17 protein-coding genes are annotated in these 15,155 nt (G+C 71.3%); 15 read left to right on the top strand and 2 right to left on the bottom strand.

From position 1 onward, the window contains the following. Positions 1–961 (bottom strand): DnaB-like helicase N-terminal domain-containing protein (locus C1I98_RS21020; protein ID WP_497845211.1); only part of this gene is annotated, 961 nt, incomplete at its 3' end. Between the two features lie 312 nt (positions 962–1,273). Between C1I98_RS21020 and C1I98_RS21015 the strand changes: the two genes are divergently transcribed. The 13 genes from C1I98_RS21015 (at position 1,274) to C1I98_RS20955 (ending at position 14,278) form a co-directional block, all read left to right on the top strand. Then, complete coding sequence (locus C1I98_RS21015) at positions 1,274–2,623, top strand: MATE family efflux transporter (RefSeq protein ID WP_111169145.1); 1,350 nt, start codon at positions 1,274–1,276, stop codon at positions 2,621–2,623. 339 nt (positions 2,624–2,962) lie between these two features. Beyond that, positions 2,963–4,492, top strand: a complete 1,530-nt coding sequence (locus C1I98_RS21010) for an amino acid permease (protein WP_111169144.1) — start codon at positions 2,963–2,965, stop codon at positions 4,490–4,492. A 196-nt stretch (positions 4,493–4,688) separates the two neighbouring features. Next, complete coding sequence (locus tag C1I98_RS21005; protein ID WP_111169143.1) at positions 4,689–5,591, top strand: amidohydrolase family protein; 903 nt, start codon at positions 4,689–4,691, stop codon at positions 5,589–5,591. Further along, a complete protein-coding gene (locus C1I98_RS21000) occupies positions 5,588–6,343 on the top strand; it encodes an RraA family protein (protein ID WP_111169142.1) in 756 nt (251 codons plus the stop codon). The genes C1I98_RS21005 and C1I98_RS21000 overlap by 4 nt, the downstream gene beginning before the upstream one ends. Beyond that, positions 6,340–7,392, top strand: a complete 1,053-nt coding sequence (locus tag C1I98_RS20995) for an alcohol dehydrogenase catalytic domain-containing protein (RefSeq protein WP_111169141.1) — start codon at positions 6,340–6,342, stop codon at positions 7,390–7,392. The genes C1I98_RS21000 and C1I98_RS20995 overlap by 4 nt, the downstream gene beginning before the upstream one ends. 45 nt (positions 7,393–7,437) lie before the next feature. Beyond that, the gene (locus C1I98_RS20990; RefSeq protein WP_158558127.1) at positions 7,438–8,568 is read left to right on the top strand and encodes an ABC transporter substrate-binding protein; all 1,131 of its coding nucleotides are present in this window, start codon (positions 7,438–7,440) and stop codon (positions 8,566–8,568) included. Between the two features lies 1 nt (position 8,569). Then, entirely contained in the window at positions 8,570–9,382 is an 813-nt protein-coding gene (locus C1I98_RS20985; protein ID WP_111169139.1) for an ABC transporter ATP-binding protein, read from the top strand. Further along, complete coding sequence (locus C1I98_RS20980; RefSeq protein ID WP_158558126.1) at positions 9,379–10,137, top strand: ABC transporter permease; 759 nt, start codon at positions 9,379–9,381, stop codon at positions 10,135–10,137. Before C1I98_RS20985 ends, C1I98_RS20980 begins: the two co-directional genes overlap by 4 nt. Beyond that, complete coding sequence (locus C1I98_RS20975) at positions 10,130–10,933, top strand: ABC transporter permease (RefSeq protein WP_111169137.1); 804 nt, start codon at positions 10,130–10,132, stop codon at positions 10,931–10,933. The genes C1I98_RS20980 and C1I98_RS20975 overlap by 8 nt, the downstream gene beginning before the upstream one ends. After that, entirely contained in the window at positions 10,930–12,081 is a 1,152-nt protein-coding gene (locus tag C1I98_RS20970; RefSeq protein ID WP_111169136.1) for an amidohydrolase family protein, read from the top strand. The genes C1I98_RS20975 and C1I98_RS20970 overlap by 4 nt, the downstream gene beginning before the upstream one ends. 55 nt (positions 12,082–12,136) lie before the next feature. Further along, on the top strand, positions 12,137–13,117 hold the full coding sequence (locus C1I98_RS20965) for an alpha/beta fold hydrolase (protein WP_111169135.1): 981 nt from the start codon (positions 12,137–12,139) through the stop codon (positions 13,115–13,117). A gap of 168 nt (positions 13,118–13,285) precedes the next feature. Beyond that, a complete protein-coding gene (locus C1I98_RS20960) occupies positions 13,286–13,588 on the top strand; it encodes a hypothetical protein (RefSeq protein ID WP_111169134.1) in 303 nt (100 codons plus the stop codon). Between the two features lie 75 nt (positions 13,589–13,663). Next, positions 13,664–14,278: a GNAT family N-acetyltransferase gene (locus C1I98_RS20955; RefSeq protein ID WP_111169133.1), complete on the top strand. Its 615-nt coding sequence runs from the start codon at positions 13,664–13,666 to the stop codon at positions 14,276–14,278. Between the two features lie 10 nt (positions 14,279–14,288). Here the strand turns inward: C1I98_RS20955 and C1I98_RS41575 are convergent, their stop codons facing one another. After that, positions 14,289–14,432, bottom strand: a complete 144-nt coding sequence (locus tag C1I98_RS41575) for a hypothetical protein (protein WP_158558125.1) — start codon at positions 14,430–14,432, stop codon at positions 14,289–14,291. 1 nt (position 14,433) lies between these two features. Here C1I98_RS41575 and C1I98_RS20950 point away from each other — a divergent pair, with 1 nt between their 5' ends. Both C1I98_RS20950 and C1I98_RS20945 read left to right on the top strand, forming a co-directional pair. Continuing rightward, positions 14,434–14,625 (top strand): hypothetical protein, encoded by a 192-nt coding sequence (locus C1I98_RS20950; protein ID WP_146607549.1) that lies wholly within the window; start codon positions 14,434–14,436, stop codon positions 14,623–14,625. A 107-nt stretch (positions 14,626–14,732) separates the two neighbouring features. Further along, a partial coding sequence (locus C1I98_RS20945) for an NUDIX domain-containing protein (RefSeq protein ID WP_111169131.1) occupies positions 14,733–15,155 on the top strand: 423 nt, incomplete at its 3' end.

The raw sequence follows: 15,155 nt of genomic DNA, 5'->3' as shown, positions 1-15,155 counted from the left end.
CCTGGAAGGGGCGGGCCGCCGCGATGGTGGCGCCCGCCGCCAGCTCCGCCGTGGTCGTGACGGTCGTCCCGCGGGGGGACTCGATGGGCCACTGGTGCTCGGCGTCGGCCACCAGGACCGTGCCGTCGTCGAACTCGACCTCGTGGCACGGCCGGTCGCGCATGACCTCGGTCGCCGCGATGACCCTGACCGGGCGGCCGTCCGTGCCGATCAGGAGGTCACCGGGCGACACCTCGCCCATGGTCGTCCATCCGGTGGGCGTGGGCAGCGGGGTGTCCAGGGCGAGCGCCTTGCCGATGGCCGGGCGGGCGGCGACCACGATCATCTGCCCCGGGTGCAGGCCGTTGGTCAGCGCGTCGAGGTCTTGGAACCCGGTCGGGACGCCGATCAACTGGCCGCCCCGGCTGCTGATCGCCTCGATCTCGTCGAGTGCGCCGGGCATGATGTCGGAAAGCGGCAGATAGTCTTCGGAGGTGCGCCGCTCGGTGACCCGGTAGATCTCCGCCTGGGCCCGGTCGACCAGGTCGTCGACCTCTTCGTTCTGGCCGCCGTAGCCGTAGGAGACGATGCGCGTGCCCGCCTCGATGAGCCGGCGCAGGATGGCCTGCTCGCGCACGATCTTGGCGTAGTAGCCCGCGTTGGCGGCCGTGGGCACCACGGCGGTGAGGGTGTGGATGTACGCGCCGCCGCCGACGCGGCCCAGCTCGCCGCGCTTCTGCAGCTCGTCCATGATCATCACCGCGTCGGCCGGATCGCCCCGGCCGTACAGGTCGGTGATGACGTCGAAGACGATCTGGTGGGCCGGGCGGTAGAAGTCGTCGGCGCGGATCACCTCGATCACGTCGGCGATGGCGTCCTTGGACAGCAGCATGCCGCCGAGCACGGACTGCTCGGCCTCGATGTTGTGCGGCGGGGTGCGCTCGAACCCGGCCCCGAAAGCCGGCGACGACTCGGCCTCCACGACGCACCCCCTCAGTTGGAGCTGTCGGCCCACCCCCGTTTTAGTCGACCGGTGAGACAGTTTCGCCGCTGCGCCGGGGAGACGGCAACGCGGCCTGTGGACAACCCTGTGGTTAACGTGTGGCTAACGTGTGTACTTCTTCCCCAGAGGTGGGGACGCCCTGTGGACGAGCCTGGGGATAACTCATCCACAGGTTGCGGAAACGCCCTCCTAGCTGGGGAAACTTCATCCACCCCCTGTGGAGGAAAGAAAGTCGGCGCGACACGCGGGGGCTGCCCTAGATCATTCGACCGTAATGAACAATATTGAGCCATGCCCCTTACGCCCCCATCTGCCCGTTCTTTTGGAGACTCCAGACGCCCCGGGGGAAGGCACGACCGGGAGATCTTCCGCCTCGCGCTGCCCGCCTTCGGCGCGCTGGTCGCCGAACCGCTGTTCCTCCTCGCCGACCACGCCATCGTGGGACGGCTCGGCACCACCGCGCTCGGCGCGCTCGGCGTGGCCGGGGCGGCGCTCACAACGCTGGTGAACCTGTGCGTGTTCCTCGCCTACGGCACCACGGCGGCGGTCGCCAGGCAGGCCGGGGCGGGTGATCTGCGGCGCGGCGTCAAGCTGGGCGTGGACGGGCTGTGGCTGGCCGCCGCGATCGGGCTCGTGGTGATCGCGGTGGCCTGGCCGCTCGCGCCGGTGATCGTGGACCTGTTCGGGGCCTCCCCCGCGCTGGCCGCCGACGCGGTCACCTACCTGCGGATCAGCCTGTTCGGCACCCCGGCGATGCTGATCGTGCTGGCGGGCACCGGCGTGCTGCGCGGCCTGGCCGACACCGTCACGCCGCTCGTCGTGTCGATCGGCTCGTTCACGCTCAACGCGCTGCTCAACGTGTGGTTCGTGCTCGGGCTGGGGTTCGGCATCGCCGGGTCGGCGTGGGGGACGGTGCTGGCGCAGATCCTCGGCGCGGTCGTTTACGTCGCCGTCGTGGTACGGGGGGCGCGCGGGCACGGGGCGTCGCTGCGGCCCGACCTCGCGGGCATCAGGGCCGCGGGGACGGCGGGCGTCGCGCTGGTCATCCGCACCGCGAGCATGCGCGTGGCGCTGATCGCCGCGACCGTGGCGGCCACCCGGATGGGGGACGCCCAGATCGCCGCGCACGCCATCGCGAGCCAGGTCTGGACCCTGCTCGCCTTCGTCCTGGACGCCATCGCGATCGCCGGGCAGGCGATCACGGGCCGCTCCCTCGGGGCCGGGGACGTGCCCGCGACCAGGGCGGCCACCCGGCGGATGGTCTTCTGGGGGATCTGGTGCGGCGTGGCCTGCGCGGTGGCGGTGATCGCGGCACGGCCGTTCGTGCCAGGGCTCTTCGACGCGGACCCGGCGGTGGCGGCGGCCCTGCTGGCCGCGCTGTGGCCGGTCGCGCTGCTCCAGCCGATCGCCGGCGTGGTGTTCGTCCTGGACGGCGTGCTGATCGGTGCGGGCGACCGGCGCTACCTGGCCTGGGCGAGCGTGTGGACGACGCTCGCGTACCTGCCCGCCGTGCTGCTCGTGGTCGTCGCGGGCGGCGGGCTCGCGGCGCTGTGGGCCGTGCTCGGCGTGTGGATGCTGGCCCGGCTCGTCACTCTCGGGAGTCGGGCGTACGGCACAGCGTGGCTGGTCACGGGCGCGTGATCGGCCAGTGTCCATGAATTGACGACGACGTGATGCCGATCCCCTTGTAGCGGGCGAACGGTTCGGGAGATGGTGGAGCATCCGGCCTATGGGGCAAGGCCGCCAAAACTCAACCAAACTCCACGAAACTTCCTGTCGAGGCAGCAGTCATAGCCGCCGCGCCGGGTCGGGCCGTCGAGTGCGGACGAGTCGCCTTTGTACGTCGAGGTACGTCCCCCGATCCGCCCCGGCGGGCCGGGGAGGGAGGGACGGCCGTCCGGTCGTGTCGCCTGCCGGCATGCCACCGATCCGGTGGCGGGCCCGGCCGTGCCCGTGAAATTGGTTGAGGATGGTTCCACCGTGTCCCTAGACCGGCCCCTAGACCGCTCCACGTCGATCTTCCGTCGCCTCCCGGCGGATGAGGCATCGGGCCTACGAACCACCGCGCGCCACGAACTGGCCCGCGTCTACAAGAGCAGGGACCTGGTGGTCCTGGGCCTGGGCGTGATGATCGGCGCGGGCATATTCAGCATCGCCGGACGGCAGGCGGCCACCGTGGCCGGGCCTGGGGTGATCCTCTCCTTCCTGATCGCCGGCATCGCCATGCTGCTCGCGGCCCTGTGCTACGCGGAGCTTTCGTCCACCCTCCCCGTGTCCGGCAGCGCCTACACCTACACCTACGTGATCTTCGGCGAGGTGTGGGCGTGGATCATCGGCTGGTCGCTGATCCTGGAGATGCAGCTCGCCATCTCGGTCGTGGCGCGGGCGTGGTCCATCTACTTCGCCCAGACCCTCACCGACCTGGGCGTGACGTTCCCCGGCTGGCTCGCGTGGATGGTCGGCAAGCCGGAGGGCTTCGACCTTCCGATGCTGCTGATCATCTGCCTGCTGACCCTGATCGTGTCCGCGGGGGCCAGGATCGGTTTGCGCGCGCTCTACGTCATCGTCAGCGCCAAGCTGCTGGCCATCGGCGCGATCATCGTGGTGGGAGCGCTCCACTTCGACCAGGCCAACATCGACGGCAAGATCCCCGTGCCGCCCGGCCCGGCCGCGCAGAGCGCCGACCTGCTGCACACGACGATCATCGGCACGGCGTTCGGCGAACTGGGGTCGTTCGGCTGGTTCGGCATCTTCGCGGCCGCGCCGGCCATCGCCTTCGCCTACATCGGCTGGGACATCGTGGCCACCGCGGCGGAGGAGACCACCGACGCCGCCCGGACCATCCCCATCGGCGTCATCCGCGGGCTGGTGCTGGCCACCGTGCTGTTCATCAGCGTCGCGGTGGTCATGGTGGGCATGGTCCCCTACGACCAGATCGACCAGGGAGCGCCGCTCGCCAACGCCTTCCGGCACGTCGGCGAGGGCACGATGGCGCACGTCGTCAACCTCGGCGCGGTACTGGGCCTCACGTCGGTGATCCTGGTGCTCATCGTCGGGCTCACCCGGGTCGTCTTCTCCATGGCCAGGGACGGGCTGCTGCCGCGCGGCCTGGCCACGATCAACCGGCGCTACCGCTCGCCCTCACGGCTGACGCTGATCATCGGAGCGGTCGCCATCGTGCTGGGCGAGACCGTACCGGTCCTCACCCTCGAACCGCTGGTGGTCATGGGGACGGTGTTCGCCTTCACGTTCGTGGCGGCCGGGGTGATCGTGATGCGCCGCTCGATGCCGGACCTGCCGCGCGGGTTCCGGGTGCCGTGGTCACCGGTGGTGCCCGCGCTGGCCGTACTGGCCTCGGTCTGGCTGCTGATGAACCTCCAGGTGGTCACCTGGCTGTACTTCGCGGCCTGGATGGCGTTCGGGCTGATCGTCTACCTGCTCTACGGCCGCTCGAACAGCATCCTCGACCCTCGCTCGCGCCACTTCGGCCAGGGCCGCCACCGCCGTTGACCTAGTTACGCCCGTTTCTCCGGGGTGCGTCCAGTCCTTGGGCGCACCCCGTTTCGCGTACGGGGCCGTTCGCCGTGGCAACCGGGCCACCGGGCGACGGGGCGGAGTTCAAGCCTTGACCATCCAGGTTGGATCATGCAAACTCCATTCCACTGGCGCACAACTGTTCGCCAGTCGAACAGAGGTATAAAGCGTGATGACTTCTCACCACACGCCCCGCGGCCGGCCCGTCGCCGCGCCACCCGACCCCGATCCCACCCCGCCGGGCCTGCGGCTTCCGCCGCTGAGCTGCGACGCGCACTGCCACATATTCGGTCCGGGCGACCGCTTCCCCTACGCCGAGGACCGCGCCTACGACCCGCCGGACGTGTCCGAGGCCGACCTGCGGGCCCGGCACGACCTCCTCGGCCTGGAACGTGCCCTGATCGTGCAGTCGGCCGCGCACGGCACCGACCACGCCGCGCTGCTCGACGCGCTGCGCACCGGCCGCGGACGCTACCGGGGCGTGGCCCTGCTGACCCCGGACACCCTGCCCTACCAGGTGGCCGAACTGCACGAGGCGGGCGTGCGCGGGGTGCGCCTTCAGTTCCTGCCGCACCTCGGGGCCGCCCCGGCGCCCGAGGCGATCCGCGCGGTGGCCGACCTGGTCCGCCCGTACGGCTGGCACGTCGCCTTCCACGTCGCGGGTGACGCGGTCATCGAGCTGGCCGACACGATCCGCGGCATCGGCCTGCCCGCCGTGATCGACCACATGGCCCGCGTCGATCTGCACGCCGGGCTCGACGGCCCGCAGGTGACCGCGCTGCGGCACCTGCTCGGCTCGGGCGGGGTGTGGGTGAAGCTGAGCGCCCCGGAGCGGATCAGCCGTACCGACCCGCCCTACGAGGACGCGATCGGGCTGGCCCGGCTGCTGGCCGCCGACGCGCCGGAGCGCGTGCTGTGGGGCACCGACTTCCCGCACCCCAACGTGCCGCGGATGCCCGACGACGGGCTGCTGGTGGACCTGATCGAGCGGATCGCGCCGGAGGAGAAGGCCCGCCGCCTGATGCTGGTGGACAACCCCGCCGCGCTGCTGGACTTCCCTGGGGAGGCGCGATGACGACCTCGCTCCCGGCCCGCGGGACGGTCTTCACCAGGGCCCCCGAACCGTCCGCCGAGCTGCGCGCGGCGTTCGAGTCGCTGTCGGTCGCCTCGGTACACGAGGCGATGGGTCAGCGCAACCTGCTGCGCGGGGTGCGCCCGCTGGTCCCCGGCACCCGCGCGGTCGGCCGGGCGATCACCGCCCTGGACCTGACCGGCAGCAACCTCACCCTGCACGCGATGCTGGAGGTCGCCGGACCGGGCGACTTCCTGGTCTGCACCACCCAGCACGGACCCGCCCCCGGAGCCGTGTGGGGCGCCAACGTCAGCGAATCGGCCCGATCCCGGGGCCTGGCCGGGGCGGTCATCGAGGGGCACGCCCGCGACCACGCCGACGTCGAGGCGATCGGATTTCCGCTGTGGGGGCTCGGGGTGAGCCCTGCGGCCACCGGCAAGACCCGCGCGGGCTGGGGCAACGTGCCCGTGGTCTGCGCCGGGGCCTACGTACGGCCGGGCGACCTGATCGTCGCCGACGCCGACGGGGTCGCCGTGGTCCCGCTGGAGGACGCCGCGTGGGTGGCCCGTGCCGCCGAGGCGCGCGACGAGCGCGAGGCCACCACGCTAACGCCGCGCGTCCGCGCCGGGGAGTCGCTGTTCGCCGTGCGCGACTGGAGCGGCAACTTCCCGGCCGACGGCGGCCGGTTCGTCGCCACCTCGTGGAACGAGGGCTGGAACGAGGGCTTCACCGAAGCCGGAACGGAGAGCGCATGAAGGCCGTCGTCGCCCTGGAGACCGGACCGCCCGAGGTCATGCGGTGGACGGACGTCACGCCGCCCGAGGTCGCGCCGGACGAGTGCCTGGTACAGGTCGAGGCGTGCGGCGCGTGCATGCACGAGGTCCTGGTACGGCGGGGCGACCGCAAGGAGGGCGCGGGCTTCCCGATCATCCCGGGCCACGAGGTCGTCGGCGTGATCGTCCAGACCGGCGCGGAGGTCACCGGCTTCGCCGTCGGCGACCGGGTGGTGAGCAACCAGCGCCAGCGGGTCTGCGGCAAGTGCCGCGAATGCCGGATGGGCCGCGAGACACGCTGCCCGCACAAGGTGTTCCTCGGCGACATCGGCCTGAACGGCGGCTACGCCGAACTCGTCGCCGTCTCCGACGGCAGCCTGGTCAAGGTGCCGCCGGGCATCACCTCCCCCGACATCGCCATCGCCTCGTGCGCCATCGGCACCCAGCTCAACGCGCTGCGCGACGTGGCCCACCTGGAACTGGGCGAGACCGTCCTGGTCACCGGCGCGGGCGGCGGGGTGGGGCTGCACGCCATCCAGCTCGCCAAGGTGTCCGGCGCGCGGGTGATCGCGCAGACCACGTCGGAGGACAAGGTCGAGGCCGTGCGGGCGGCCGGGGCCGACGAGATCGTGCTCACCGCGCGCGGCCAGGACTACGCCAAGGACGTGCTGGCCGTGACCGACGGCCGGGGCTGTGACGTCGTCCTGGAGAACGTGGGCGCGGTGTCCTTCCCGTCCGCCGTCGCCACGCTCGCCCTGCACGGGCGGCTGGTACTTGTCGGCGAGGTCCAGAAGACCCCGCCCCCCGTGACGGCGAACCTGAACGGCTGGCGGGCCCGCGACATCACCATCAGATCGGCGGCCAGCACCACCAAACGCCAGCTCGAAGACGTGCTGACCCTGGTGGAACGCGGCCTGGTGACCCCGGTCGTGACCGCCACCCTGCCCATGTCACAGGCCCCCGAGGCGCACCGGATCCTGGAGAACGGCCAGGCGACCGGCAGGATCCTGCTGGTCCCCGACGCCTCCTGACATGTCGATGAGTTCTTTGGAGGGACGGCGATGCAAGGGACGGCCATGAAAGGCGCCGCGCGGCGGCGTGTCCGGATCGCGCCCGTGGCGGTCGCGGTCCTCCTGGCGGTGGCGGGCTGCGGCGGCGGCGACGGCGACGGCGCGGGCAAGTCGGCCGAAGAGGGCCAGGGACTGCGCACCGTGCGGGTCGCCTTCGCCATCAAGGCGATGAACTCCAGCTTCGCGGCCGTGTCCGTGGCCCGCTACCTGGGCTACTTCAAAGAGGAGGGACTCAAGGTCGAGACCGTCTTCACCCCCGGCTCGACCCAGGCCATCCAGTCGGTGTCCGCCGGGCAGGTGGACATCGCCGCGCCGGTACCGCAGTCGCTCATCCCCGACGCCGTCACCAACGGCTCCGACCAGCGGATGTTCTTCAACTGGGCCAGGGCGCAGGTGGCCAGTCTGGCCGTGCCCGCCGACAGCCCGGTCAAGGACTGGCCGGAGCTGAAAGGAAAGATCATCGGCGCGCAGAGCCTGGGCAGCGGCACCGTGCCGCTGGCACAGGCGCTGCTGCGCGAGCGCGGCCTGGACCCGGACAAGGACGTCACCTTCGTGGCCGTCGGCCTGGAGGCCGCCGCCTTCCACGCGCTGCGCAGCCGCCGGGTCGACGCGCTGATGCTGTTCGACTCGCAGTACGCGGCCATGGAGGGCATCGGCGCCAAGCTGAGGTACCTCGGCTCGCCGCTCGCCGACCGGCTGTTCTCGACCGGGTTCTCCGCCAAGCAGTCGTTCATGAAGGCCAATCCCAAGGTGATCGAGGGGTTCGGCCGGGCGATGGCGAAGGCGAACGTGTTCGCCACCGCCAACCCCGAGGCCGCGGTCAAGATGATGTACGCGACCTACCCCAAGACCAACGTCCCGGGCGTGCCCGAGGACAAGAAGCTGGCCGACAACCTGCGCATCCTCAAGGTGCGCACGGAGTACCTGACCTCGGGCGACCCCGCGGCGAACAAGAACTGGGGCTCCTTCCCCGAAGAGGGCGTCAAGGCGTGGAGCGACTTCTCGGTGAGCACGAAGCTCACCCAGAAGCCGTTCGAGCCGGACCAGTTGGTGACCAACGACTACGTGCGGGCCTTCAACGACTTCGACATCGCCGCCCTCACGAACACCGCCAAGAACTACAAGTTCGAGGAGTGACATGGCGACGGCACGGCACGCGGTCGAACTGGCCGGCCTGCGGCACGTCTTCCCCGGGCGGGGACGGTCGGTGCAGGCGATGGAGGCGGTCAGGAACGTCGATCTAACCGTCGAACCCGGGGAGTTCGTGAGCATCGTCGGGCCCAGCGGCTGCGGCAAGAGCACGATCCTGAAGATGATCGCCGGACTGCTGCGGCCCAGCGAGGGCAGCGTACGGGTCTGGGGCGAGGAGGTCACCGGCCCGCGCCGGGAGATCGGCATCGCGCTCCAGGACGCGACGCTGCTGCCCTGGCGGGACGTGGTCTCCAACTGCCTGCTCCCGGTGGAGCTGCACGGCAAGGTCACCGACGAGGCCCGCGAGCGGGTCGCCGGGCTGCTGGAACGGGCCGGGCTCGCCGGGTTCGAGACGCGGCGGCCCAAGGAGCTGTCCGGCGGGATGCGCCAGCGGGTGGCGATCTGCCGGGCGCTGGCCGACGATCCGACGTTGCTGCTGCTCGACGAGCCGTTCGGCGCGCTGGACGCGCTGACCAGGGAGCAGATGAACGTGGACCTGAACCGGATCTGGCGGGAGACCGGCAAGACCGCGATCCTGATCACGCACGGCATCGAGGAGGCCGTGCTGCTGTCCACCCGCGTGGTCCTGCTCTCGGAGCGGCCGGGCACGATCGTGGACGTGATCACGCCGCCGTTCCCGCCCACCCGGACCAGGGAACTGCTCTCGCGGCCGGAGTTCGCCGAGGTGTGCGGCCAGGTCCGCGACCGCCTCTTCGCGGGCGAGCAGGCGAAGCCCGACCGGGCGGAGGCGGGCGCGTGAGCGTCCGGGTCTGGCTGCGGTGGGGCGTGCTGCTGGTGACCACCGCGATCCTGCTGCTGTGCTGGCAGACGCTGCCGACCGGCGGGCCCGGCAGCACCCTGCCCAAGCTGGACGCCGTCCTGGCGGCGCTCGGCCCGGGCGGCGAGTGGGACGTCTACCTGCGCGCGCTGCGCACGACGTTGATCGAGGCGTTCGCGGGGCTGGCGATCGGCTTCGTGGCCGGGGTGGTGTTCGGGGTGCTGCTGGGCGAGTCGCCGGTACTGCGCCGCGGCTTCTACCCCTACGCGCTGGCGCTCCAGGCCCTGCCGCCGATCGCGCTCGCGCCGATCTTCGTGATCTGGTTCGGCCTGGGCGTGGAGTCCAAGATCGGGCTGGTGGCCGCCGCCACGCTGTTCCCGATCCTGGTGAGCACGATGACGGGGGTCGCGCAGACCGACCCCGTCCGGATCGAGATGGCCACGGCCTTCGCCGCCACCAAGGCGCAGATCCGTCGCAAGATCATATTTCCCGGGCTGGTCGTGCCGATCTTCTCCGGGCTGGAGATCTCCATCGTGCTGTCGTTCCTGGCCGCCATCACCGGGGAGCTGATCAGCGCGAACGCCGGAGTCGGTGTGATCTTGGAGGTCTACCAGCGGGACTACCGGCTGGCCGAGGAGTTCGCGGTGCTGATGATCCTGGTCGTGGTCGGGCTGCTGCTCGCGCTGGTGACCCGGATCGCCAGGCGGGCCGTACTGGAGCGGATGCCCCATGAGTGACGTGACGACCTCCGGGCGGCGGGTCTCGCCGCTGCGCAACGTGGTGCGGCTGCTCGGGCCGCCGGTGGCGGTCGGGGTGGGCGCGGTCCTGCTGTTGCAGTTCGTGCTGGCCCGCTTCCAGATCAGCGGGATCATCATCCCGCGGCCCACCGAGATCTTCGAGGTGATGCGCTCGGAGATCTTCATCGAGCAGATCGGGCTGAGCGTCTGGCAGACCTGGCAGGCGACGCTGATCGGCTTCGCGCTGGGCGGCGGGGCCGGGGTGCTGCTCGGAATCGGGATGAACGAGTCGAAGCTCATGCGATTCGTGTTCTATCCGTACGTGGTGGCGTTCCAGTCGCTGCCGAAGATCGCGCTGGCGCCGGTGTTCGCGCTGTGGCTGGGGTTCGGGCTGACCATGAAGTTCAGCTTCGCGGCGATGCTGGCCTTCTTCCCCGCGGTGATCGCCACGCTGAGCGCGCTGTCCACGGTCGCCACCATGCGGCTGGAGATGGCGACGGCGTTCGGCGCCCGGCGGGGGCAGCTCTTCATGCGGATCTCGCTGCCGTCGGCGGTGCCGGGCATCGTGTCCGGGCTGGAGATCAGCATGGCGTTCGCGCTGATCGGGGCCATCGTCGGGGAGTTCATCTCGCCGTCCAGCGGGCTGGGGCAGTTGCTTTTGACCTACAGCGAGAGCATCAACGTGGCGGCCGAGTTCGCCGTGCTGCTGGTCCTCATGCTGCTCGGCGTGGCGCAGAACAAGCTGCTGTTCGGCGCGGTGCGGCTGGCCGCGCGGCGGTTCTTCGAGCCCGCGTGACGTACGATCTGGTGATCGCCGGGGGCTCGGTACTGGACCCGGCCGAGGGCCTGGACGGCCGGTACGACGTGGGCGTGCGCGACGGGCGGATCGCCGACATCGGCGCCGGGCTGGACCAGGCGGGCGCGCCGGTGTTCGACGCGGGCGGCCTGCTGGTCGTGCCCGGCCTGGTGGACGGGCACGCGCACGTCTACCCGGGCGTGACCGCGATGGGCGCGTGGCCGGACGGCATCTGCCCCAATGGCGGCGTCACGACCGTGGTGGACGGCGGCAGCGCCGGGACCGACGCCTTCCCCGGCTTCCTGCGCCGGGTCGTGGCGGGCTCGCGTACCCGGGTGCTGTGCCACCTGAACCTGTCCCGCGCCGGCCTCACCCGCGAAGCGGGCGAACTGCGCCCCGGGCTGGTGGACCCGGACGGCGTGTCGGCGGCGCTGCGCGAGCACCCCGAGGTCGCGGTGGGGATCAAACTACGGCTGTCGCAACGGTTCACCGGCGGGCCGTGCCTGCCGATGCTGCGGCTCGGGGCCAAGGTCGCCGCCGAGACGGACCGTCCGTTGCACGTCCACATCGGCGCGACGGTCGAGAGCCCCGCCGAGTTCCTGCCGCTGCTGTCGGCCGGCGACATCGTGACCCACTACCAGACGCCGCGCCCGCACGGGCTGCTGGACGAGCACGGCGCACTGCTGCCCGCGGTCAGGCGGGCCAGGGAACGCGGGGTGCTGTTCGACTGCGGGCACGGGATGACGCACTTCAGCTTCCGGGTCGCCGAGGCGCTGCTCGCGCAGGGGTTCCCGCCGGACACCATCAGCAGCGACGTGAGCGCCCGGTCCTTCCCGGAGCTGCGGCCGGGGCTGCTGACCGTCATGAACAAGTGGCTGGCGCTGGGCCTGACCCCGGCCGAGGTGATCAGGGCGGCCACGTCCCGTCCGGCCGCCGCGCTCGGCCTGGACAAGGGGGCCGGGCGGTTGCAGGTCGGCGGGGTGGCCGATGTGGCGGTGCTGGCGTGGGAGGAGGGCGCGTTCGCGTACGGCGACGCCGAGGGCGCGCGCCGCGAGACCGGCCGCAGGTGGCGGCCGGTGGCCACGGTCAGGGCCGGACGACTCCACCGGATCGGTCCTTGCGAATGCGGCAAGGCGGCTCGCGGGTGAGGCCGTGTGGCGGGGAGGATTCCTGTATCGGACAGCCCCGCACGATGGAGGATCGATGTCACAGCTCGCCACGGTCATGGGGGCCGCTCATCGCGTCCTACCGACGCCCGCCGGTCGTACCCACCTGGTGGAGATGGGCTCTGGGCCGCTGGTGCTGCTGGTGCACGGGTTCCCCGAGTTCTGGTACTCGTGGCGGCACCAGTTGCCCGCGCTGGCCGGGGCCGGGTACCGCGCGGTCGCCATCGACGTGCGCGGCTACGGGCGGTCGGCCAAGCCGGAGGACGTGGCCGCGTACCGGATGCTCGACCTGATCGAGGACAACGTCGCCGTGGTGCGCGCGCTGGGCGAGGAGACCGCGGTGATCGTCGGCCACGACTGGGGCTCGGCCATCGCCGCCAACTCCGCCCTGGTCAGGCCGGACGTCTTTCGCGCGGTCGGAATGCTGAGCGTGCCGTACGCACCGCGCGGCGGCCCAAGGCCCAGCGAGATCTTCGCGCGGATGGGCCCGGATCGGTTCTACATCGACTATTTCCAGGAGCGCGGGCGGGCCGAGGCCGAGATCGAGCCGGACGTGCGCGGCTGGCTGGCCGGCATCTACGCCGCGCTTTCCGGTGACACCATGCCGCCCGCGGACGCCCCCGACCCGCACTTCGTGTCGCCGGGCGGGCGGCTGCGCGACCGCTTCCCGGCCGGGCGGCGGCCCGCCTGGCTCGGCGAGGACGATCTCGACGTCTACGCGGCGGAGTTCGAGCGGACCGGACTGCGCGGGGCGCTTGACCGGTACCGCAACATGGACCGGGACTGGGCGGACCTCGCCGCGTTCGACGGAGCCCCCATCACCCAGCCGTCGCTGTTCGCCGGGGGCGCGCTGGACGCCTCCACGACCTGGCTGATGAACGCCATCGAGGCGTACCCGGTCACTCTTCCCGGCCTGGCCGGCTCGCACATCCTGGACGGCTGCGGCCACTGGGTCCAGCAGGAGCGGCCGGAACGGATCAACGAGCTGCTGCTCGGCTGGCTGGCCGATCTGTCATAACGGTCATCTCTGTCATAACTGGCATCCGACTGACATCTGGTCTGCCGGTCAAATTTCGGTTAGAGAACTTATATCGGTTCCTCCTAGTCTCATGCTGAGACGCTGATTCTGTTCGGCAATGGGACGTTCTGCCGTCGTGCACCACAACCGCACGTGAGAGGAAGTCACATGAAGCTGAAGTTCGCCACAGGGGCGCTCGTCGCGACCGGAGTCCTCCTGCTGGCCGCCAACCCCGCCGCGGCGGCGACCGGGAAGCTGGAGCTGCACAACGCGGACTTCGCCATCCTCTACACCGACCCGCCGAAGGGCTGTCACGGCGGCCCCGGCGAGGGCACGACGGTGTCCAACCGGACCGACAGCCGGGTCCTGCTGTTCCCTGACGAACGCTGCCTGTCCAGGGTCTACTGGCCGGTGGAGCCCGGCAAGGTGGTCCGGGACCGTAACGTCGGCAGTGTCCAGGTCCTGCACTGACAGGTGCCTCGGGGCGGGCGCCGGGCGGCACGGTATGATCCCCGGCGACCCGCCCTGTGGAAGGAGCACGGCCGCGTGAGCCCGTACCTCGACGTCCCGGTCCTGCGCGGCTCGCTCGTCCGGCTTGAGCCGTTGTCCCCGGGCCACGCCCCCGACCTGGCGAAGGCCGCGGAAGAGGACCGATCCTCCTATGCGTTCACGATGGTCCCCCGGGCCGCCGGGATCGACGACTTCCTGGCCGCGCACGCCGCCCGTGGGGCGGAAGGGCTCACGCCGTTCGCCCAGGTCCGCGTCTCGGACGGGATGGCGGTGGGCTGCACCTCGTACTGCACGCCGCGCCACTGGCCCGGGCGTACCGACCTGTGCGCGCTGGAGATCGGCTGGACCTGGCTTTCCGGATCGGCCCAGGGCACCGGCATCAACGTGGAGGCCAAGCTCCTCCTGCTCACCTATGCCTTCGAGACGCTGAACCTCGCCCGCGTGGACCTCAAGACCGACGCGCGGAACCAGCGCTCCCGCCGGGCGATCGAGCGCCTCGGCGCGCGGTTCGAGGGCGTACTGCGCCAGTGGTCGCCGTCCTGGGCCCCCGGCGAGGCGGGCCTGCTGCGTGACTCCGCCATGTTCTCGGTGATCGCCACCGAGTGGCCGGAGGTGCAGGCGGGCCTGCGCGCCCGCCTCGCCCGGGCGTAGCTCGACGCCGTCATCGCAGGGTGGCCCGCCGCAGCGCGGGGAACGCGGCGGCCACGGCGAGCGTGGCCGCCACGCAGACCAGTCCGCCGATGACCACCGCCTGACGGGCTCCGGTGAACTCCGCCAGGAACCCGACGGCGGCGTTGCTGCGCAACGTGGACGCCCTGATCGGCCTGCCCCTCCAGGACGCCTACCGGGCCTGCATGGAGACGATCAGGCTGGTCGCGGGCTTCGTCGAACTACAGGACTCCCTGCACGACCGTCCCCCGCCCACGTCGCCCCCGGCGACCTGGACCGGCTCCCACCCCCCTGGCTGCGAGACTCCCCCGAGGACCTGCCGTACCTGACCCAGGCCGGCGCCCTCGAACCCGACTCCCCGGACACCTTGTTCGACTTCGCCGTGGACATCCTGGTGTCGGGGATCGCCGCCCGCCTCCCGGGGTAGCGTGATCGAATGAACGAGCAGCCGTACCTGGAGCCCGCGCAGTGGTACGCGTCACTGCCCGTCTTCTACGCCTCGGCGTGCGTGCTATTCACCGACGAGCAGGATCGCGTACTGCTGGTCAAGCCGAACTACCGGCCACACTGGGCGATCCCGGGCGGCACCCTCGAAGGCGGAGAACTCCCGCACCAGTGCGCCGAACGCGAGGTGGGCGAAGAACTCGGGCTCCACCCGAGGGTGCGTGACCTGCTGGTCATCGACTGGATACTGCCCAGCGGGGACCGTCCGAAAAGCATGATCAACTTCGTCTTCGACGGCGGCACCGTCACCGACCCCGCCCAGATCACCCTCCAGGAGTCCGAGCTCGACGACTTCGGCTTCTTCCCCTGGCCCGAGGCCACCGCCCTCATGCCGGACAACACGGCACCCCGCATC

This window comes from Spongiactinospora gelatinilytica (assembly GCF_003236385.1).
In the GTDB taxonomy this organism is placed as follows: domain Bacteria; phylum Actinomycetota; class Actinomycetes; order Streptosporangiales; family Streptosporangiaceae; genus Spongiactinospora; species Spongiactinospora gelatinilytica.
This window is presented reverse-complemented; position numbering and strand designations above follow the sequence as displayed.

Bases quoted from the DNA above. Each gene is read 5' to 3' on its own strand.
- C1I98_RS21015 (WP_111169145.1), top strand. From the start codon at position 1,274: ATGCCCCTTACGCCCCCATCTGCCCGTTCTTTTGGAGACTCCAGACGC.
- C1I98_RS21005 (WP_111169143.1), top strand. From the start codon at position 4,689: ATGACTTCTCACCACACGCCCCGCGGCCGGCCCGTCGCCGCGCCACCC.
- C1I98_RS21000 (WP_111169142.1), top strand. From the start codon at position 5,588: ATGACGACCTCGCTCCCGGCCCGCGGGACGGTCTTCACCAGGGCCCCC.
- C1I98_RS20995 (WP_111169141.1), top strand. From the start codon at position 6,340: ATGAAGGCCGTCGTCGCCCTGGAGACCGGACCGCCCGAGGTCATGCGG.
- C1I98_RS20990 (WP_158558127.1), top strand. From the start codon at position 7,438: ATGAAAGGCGCCGCGCGGCGGCGTGTCCGGATCGCGCCCGTGGCGGTC.
- C1I98_RS20985 (WP_111169139.1), top strand. From the start codon at position 8,570: ATGGCGACGGCACGGCACGCGGTCGAACTGGCCGGCCTGCGGCACGTC.
- C1I98_RS20975 (WP_111169137.1), top strand. From the start codon at position 10,130: ATGAGTGACGTGACGACCTCCGGGCGGCGGGTCTCGCCGCTGCGCAAC.
- C1I98_RS20965 (WP_111169135.1), top strand. From the start codon at position 12,137: ATGTCACAGCTCGCCACGGTCATGGGGGCCGCTCATCGCGTCCTACCG.
- C1I98_RS20960 (WP_111169134.1), top strand. From the start codon at position 13,286: ATGAAGCTGAAGTTCGCCACAGGGGCGCTCGTCGCGACCGGAGTCCTC.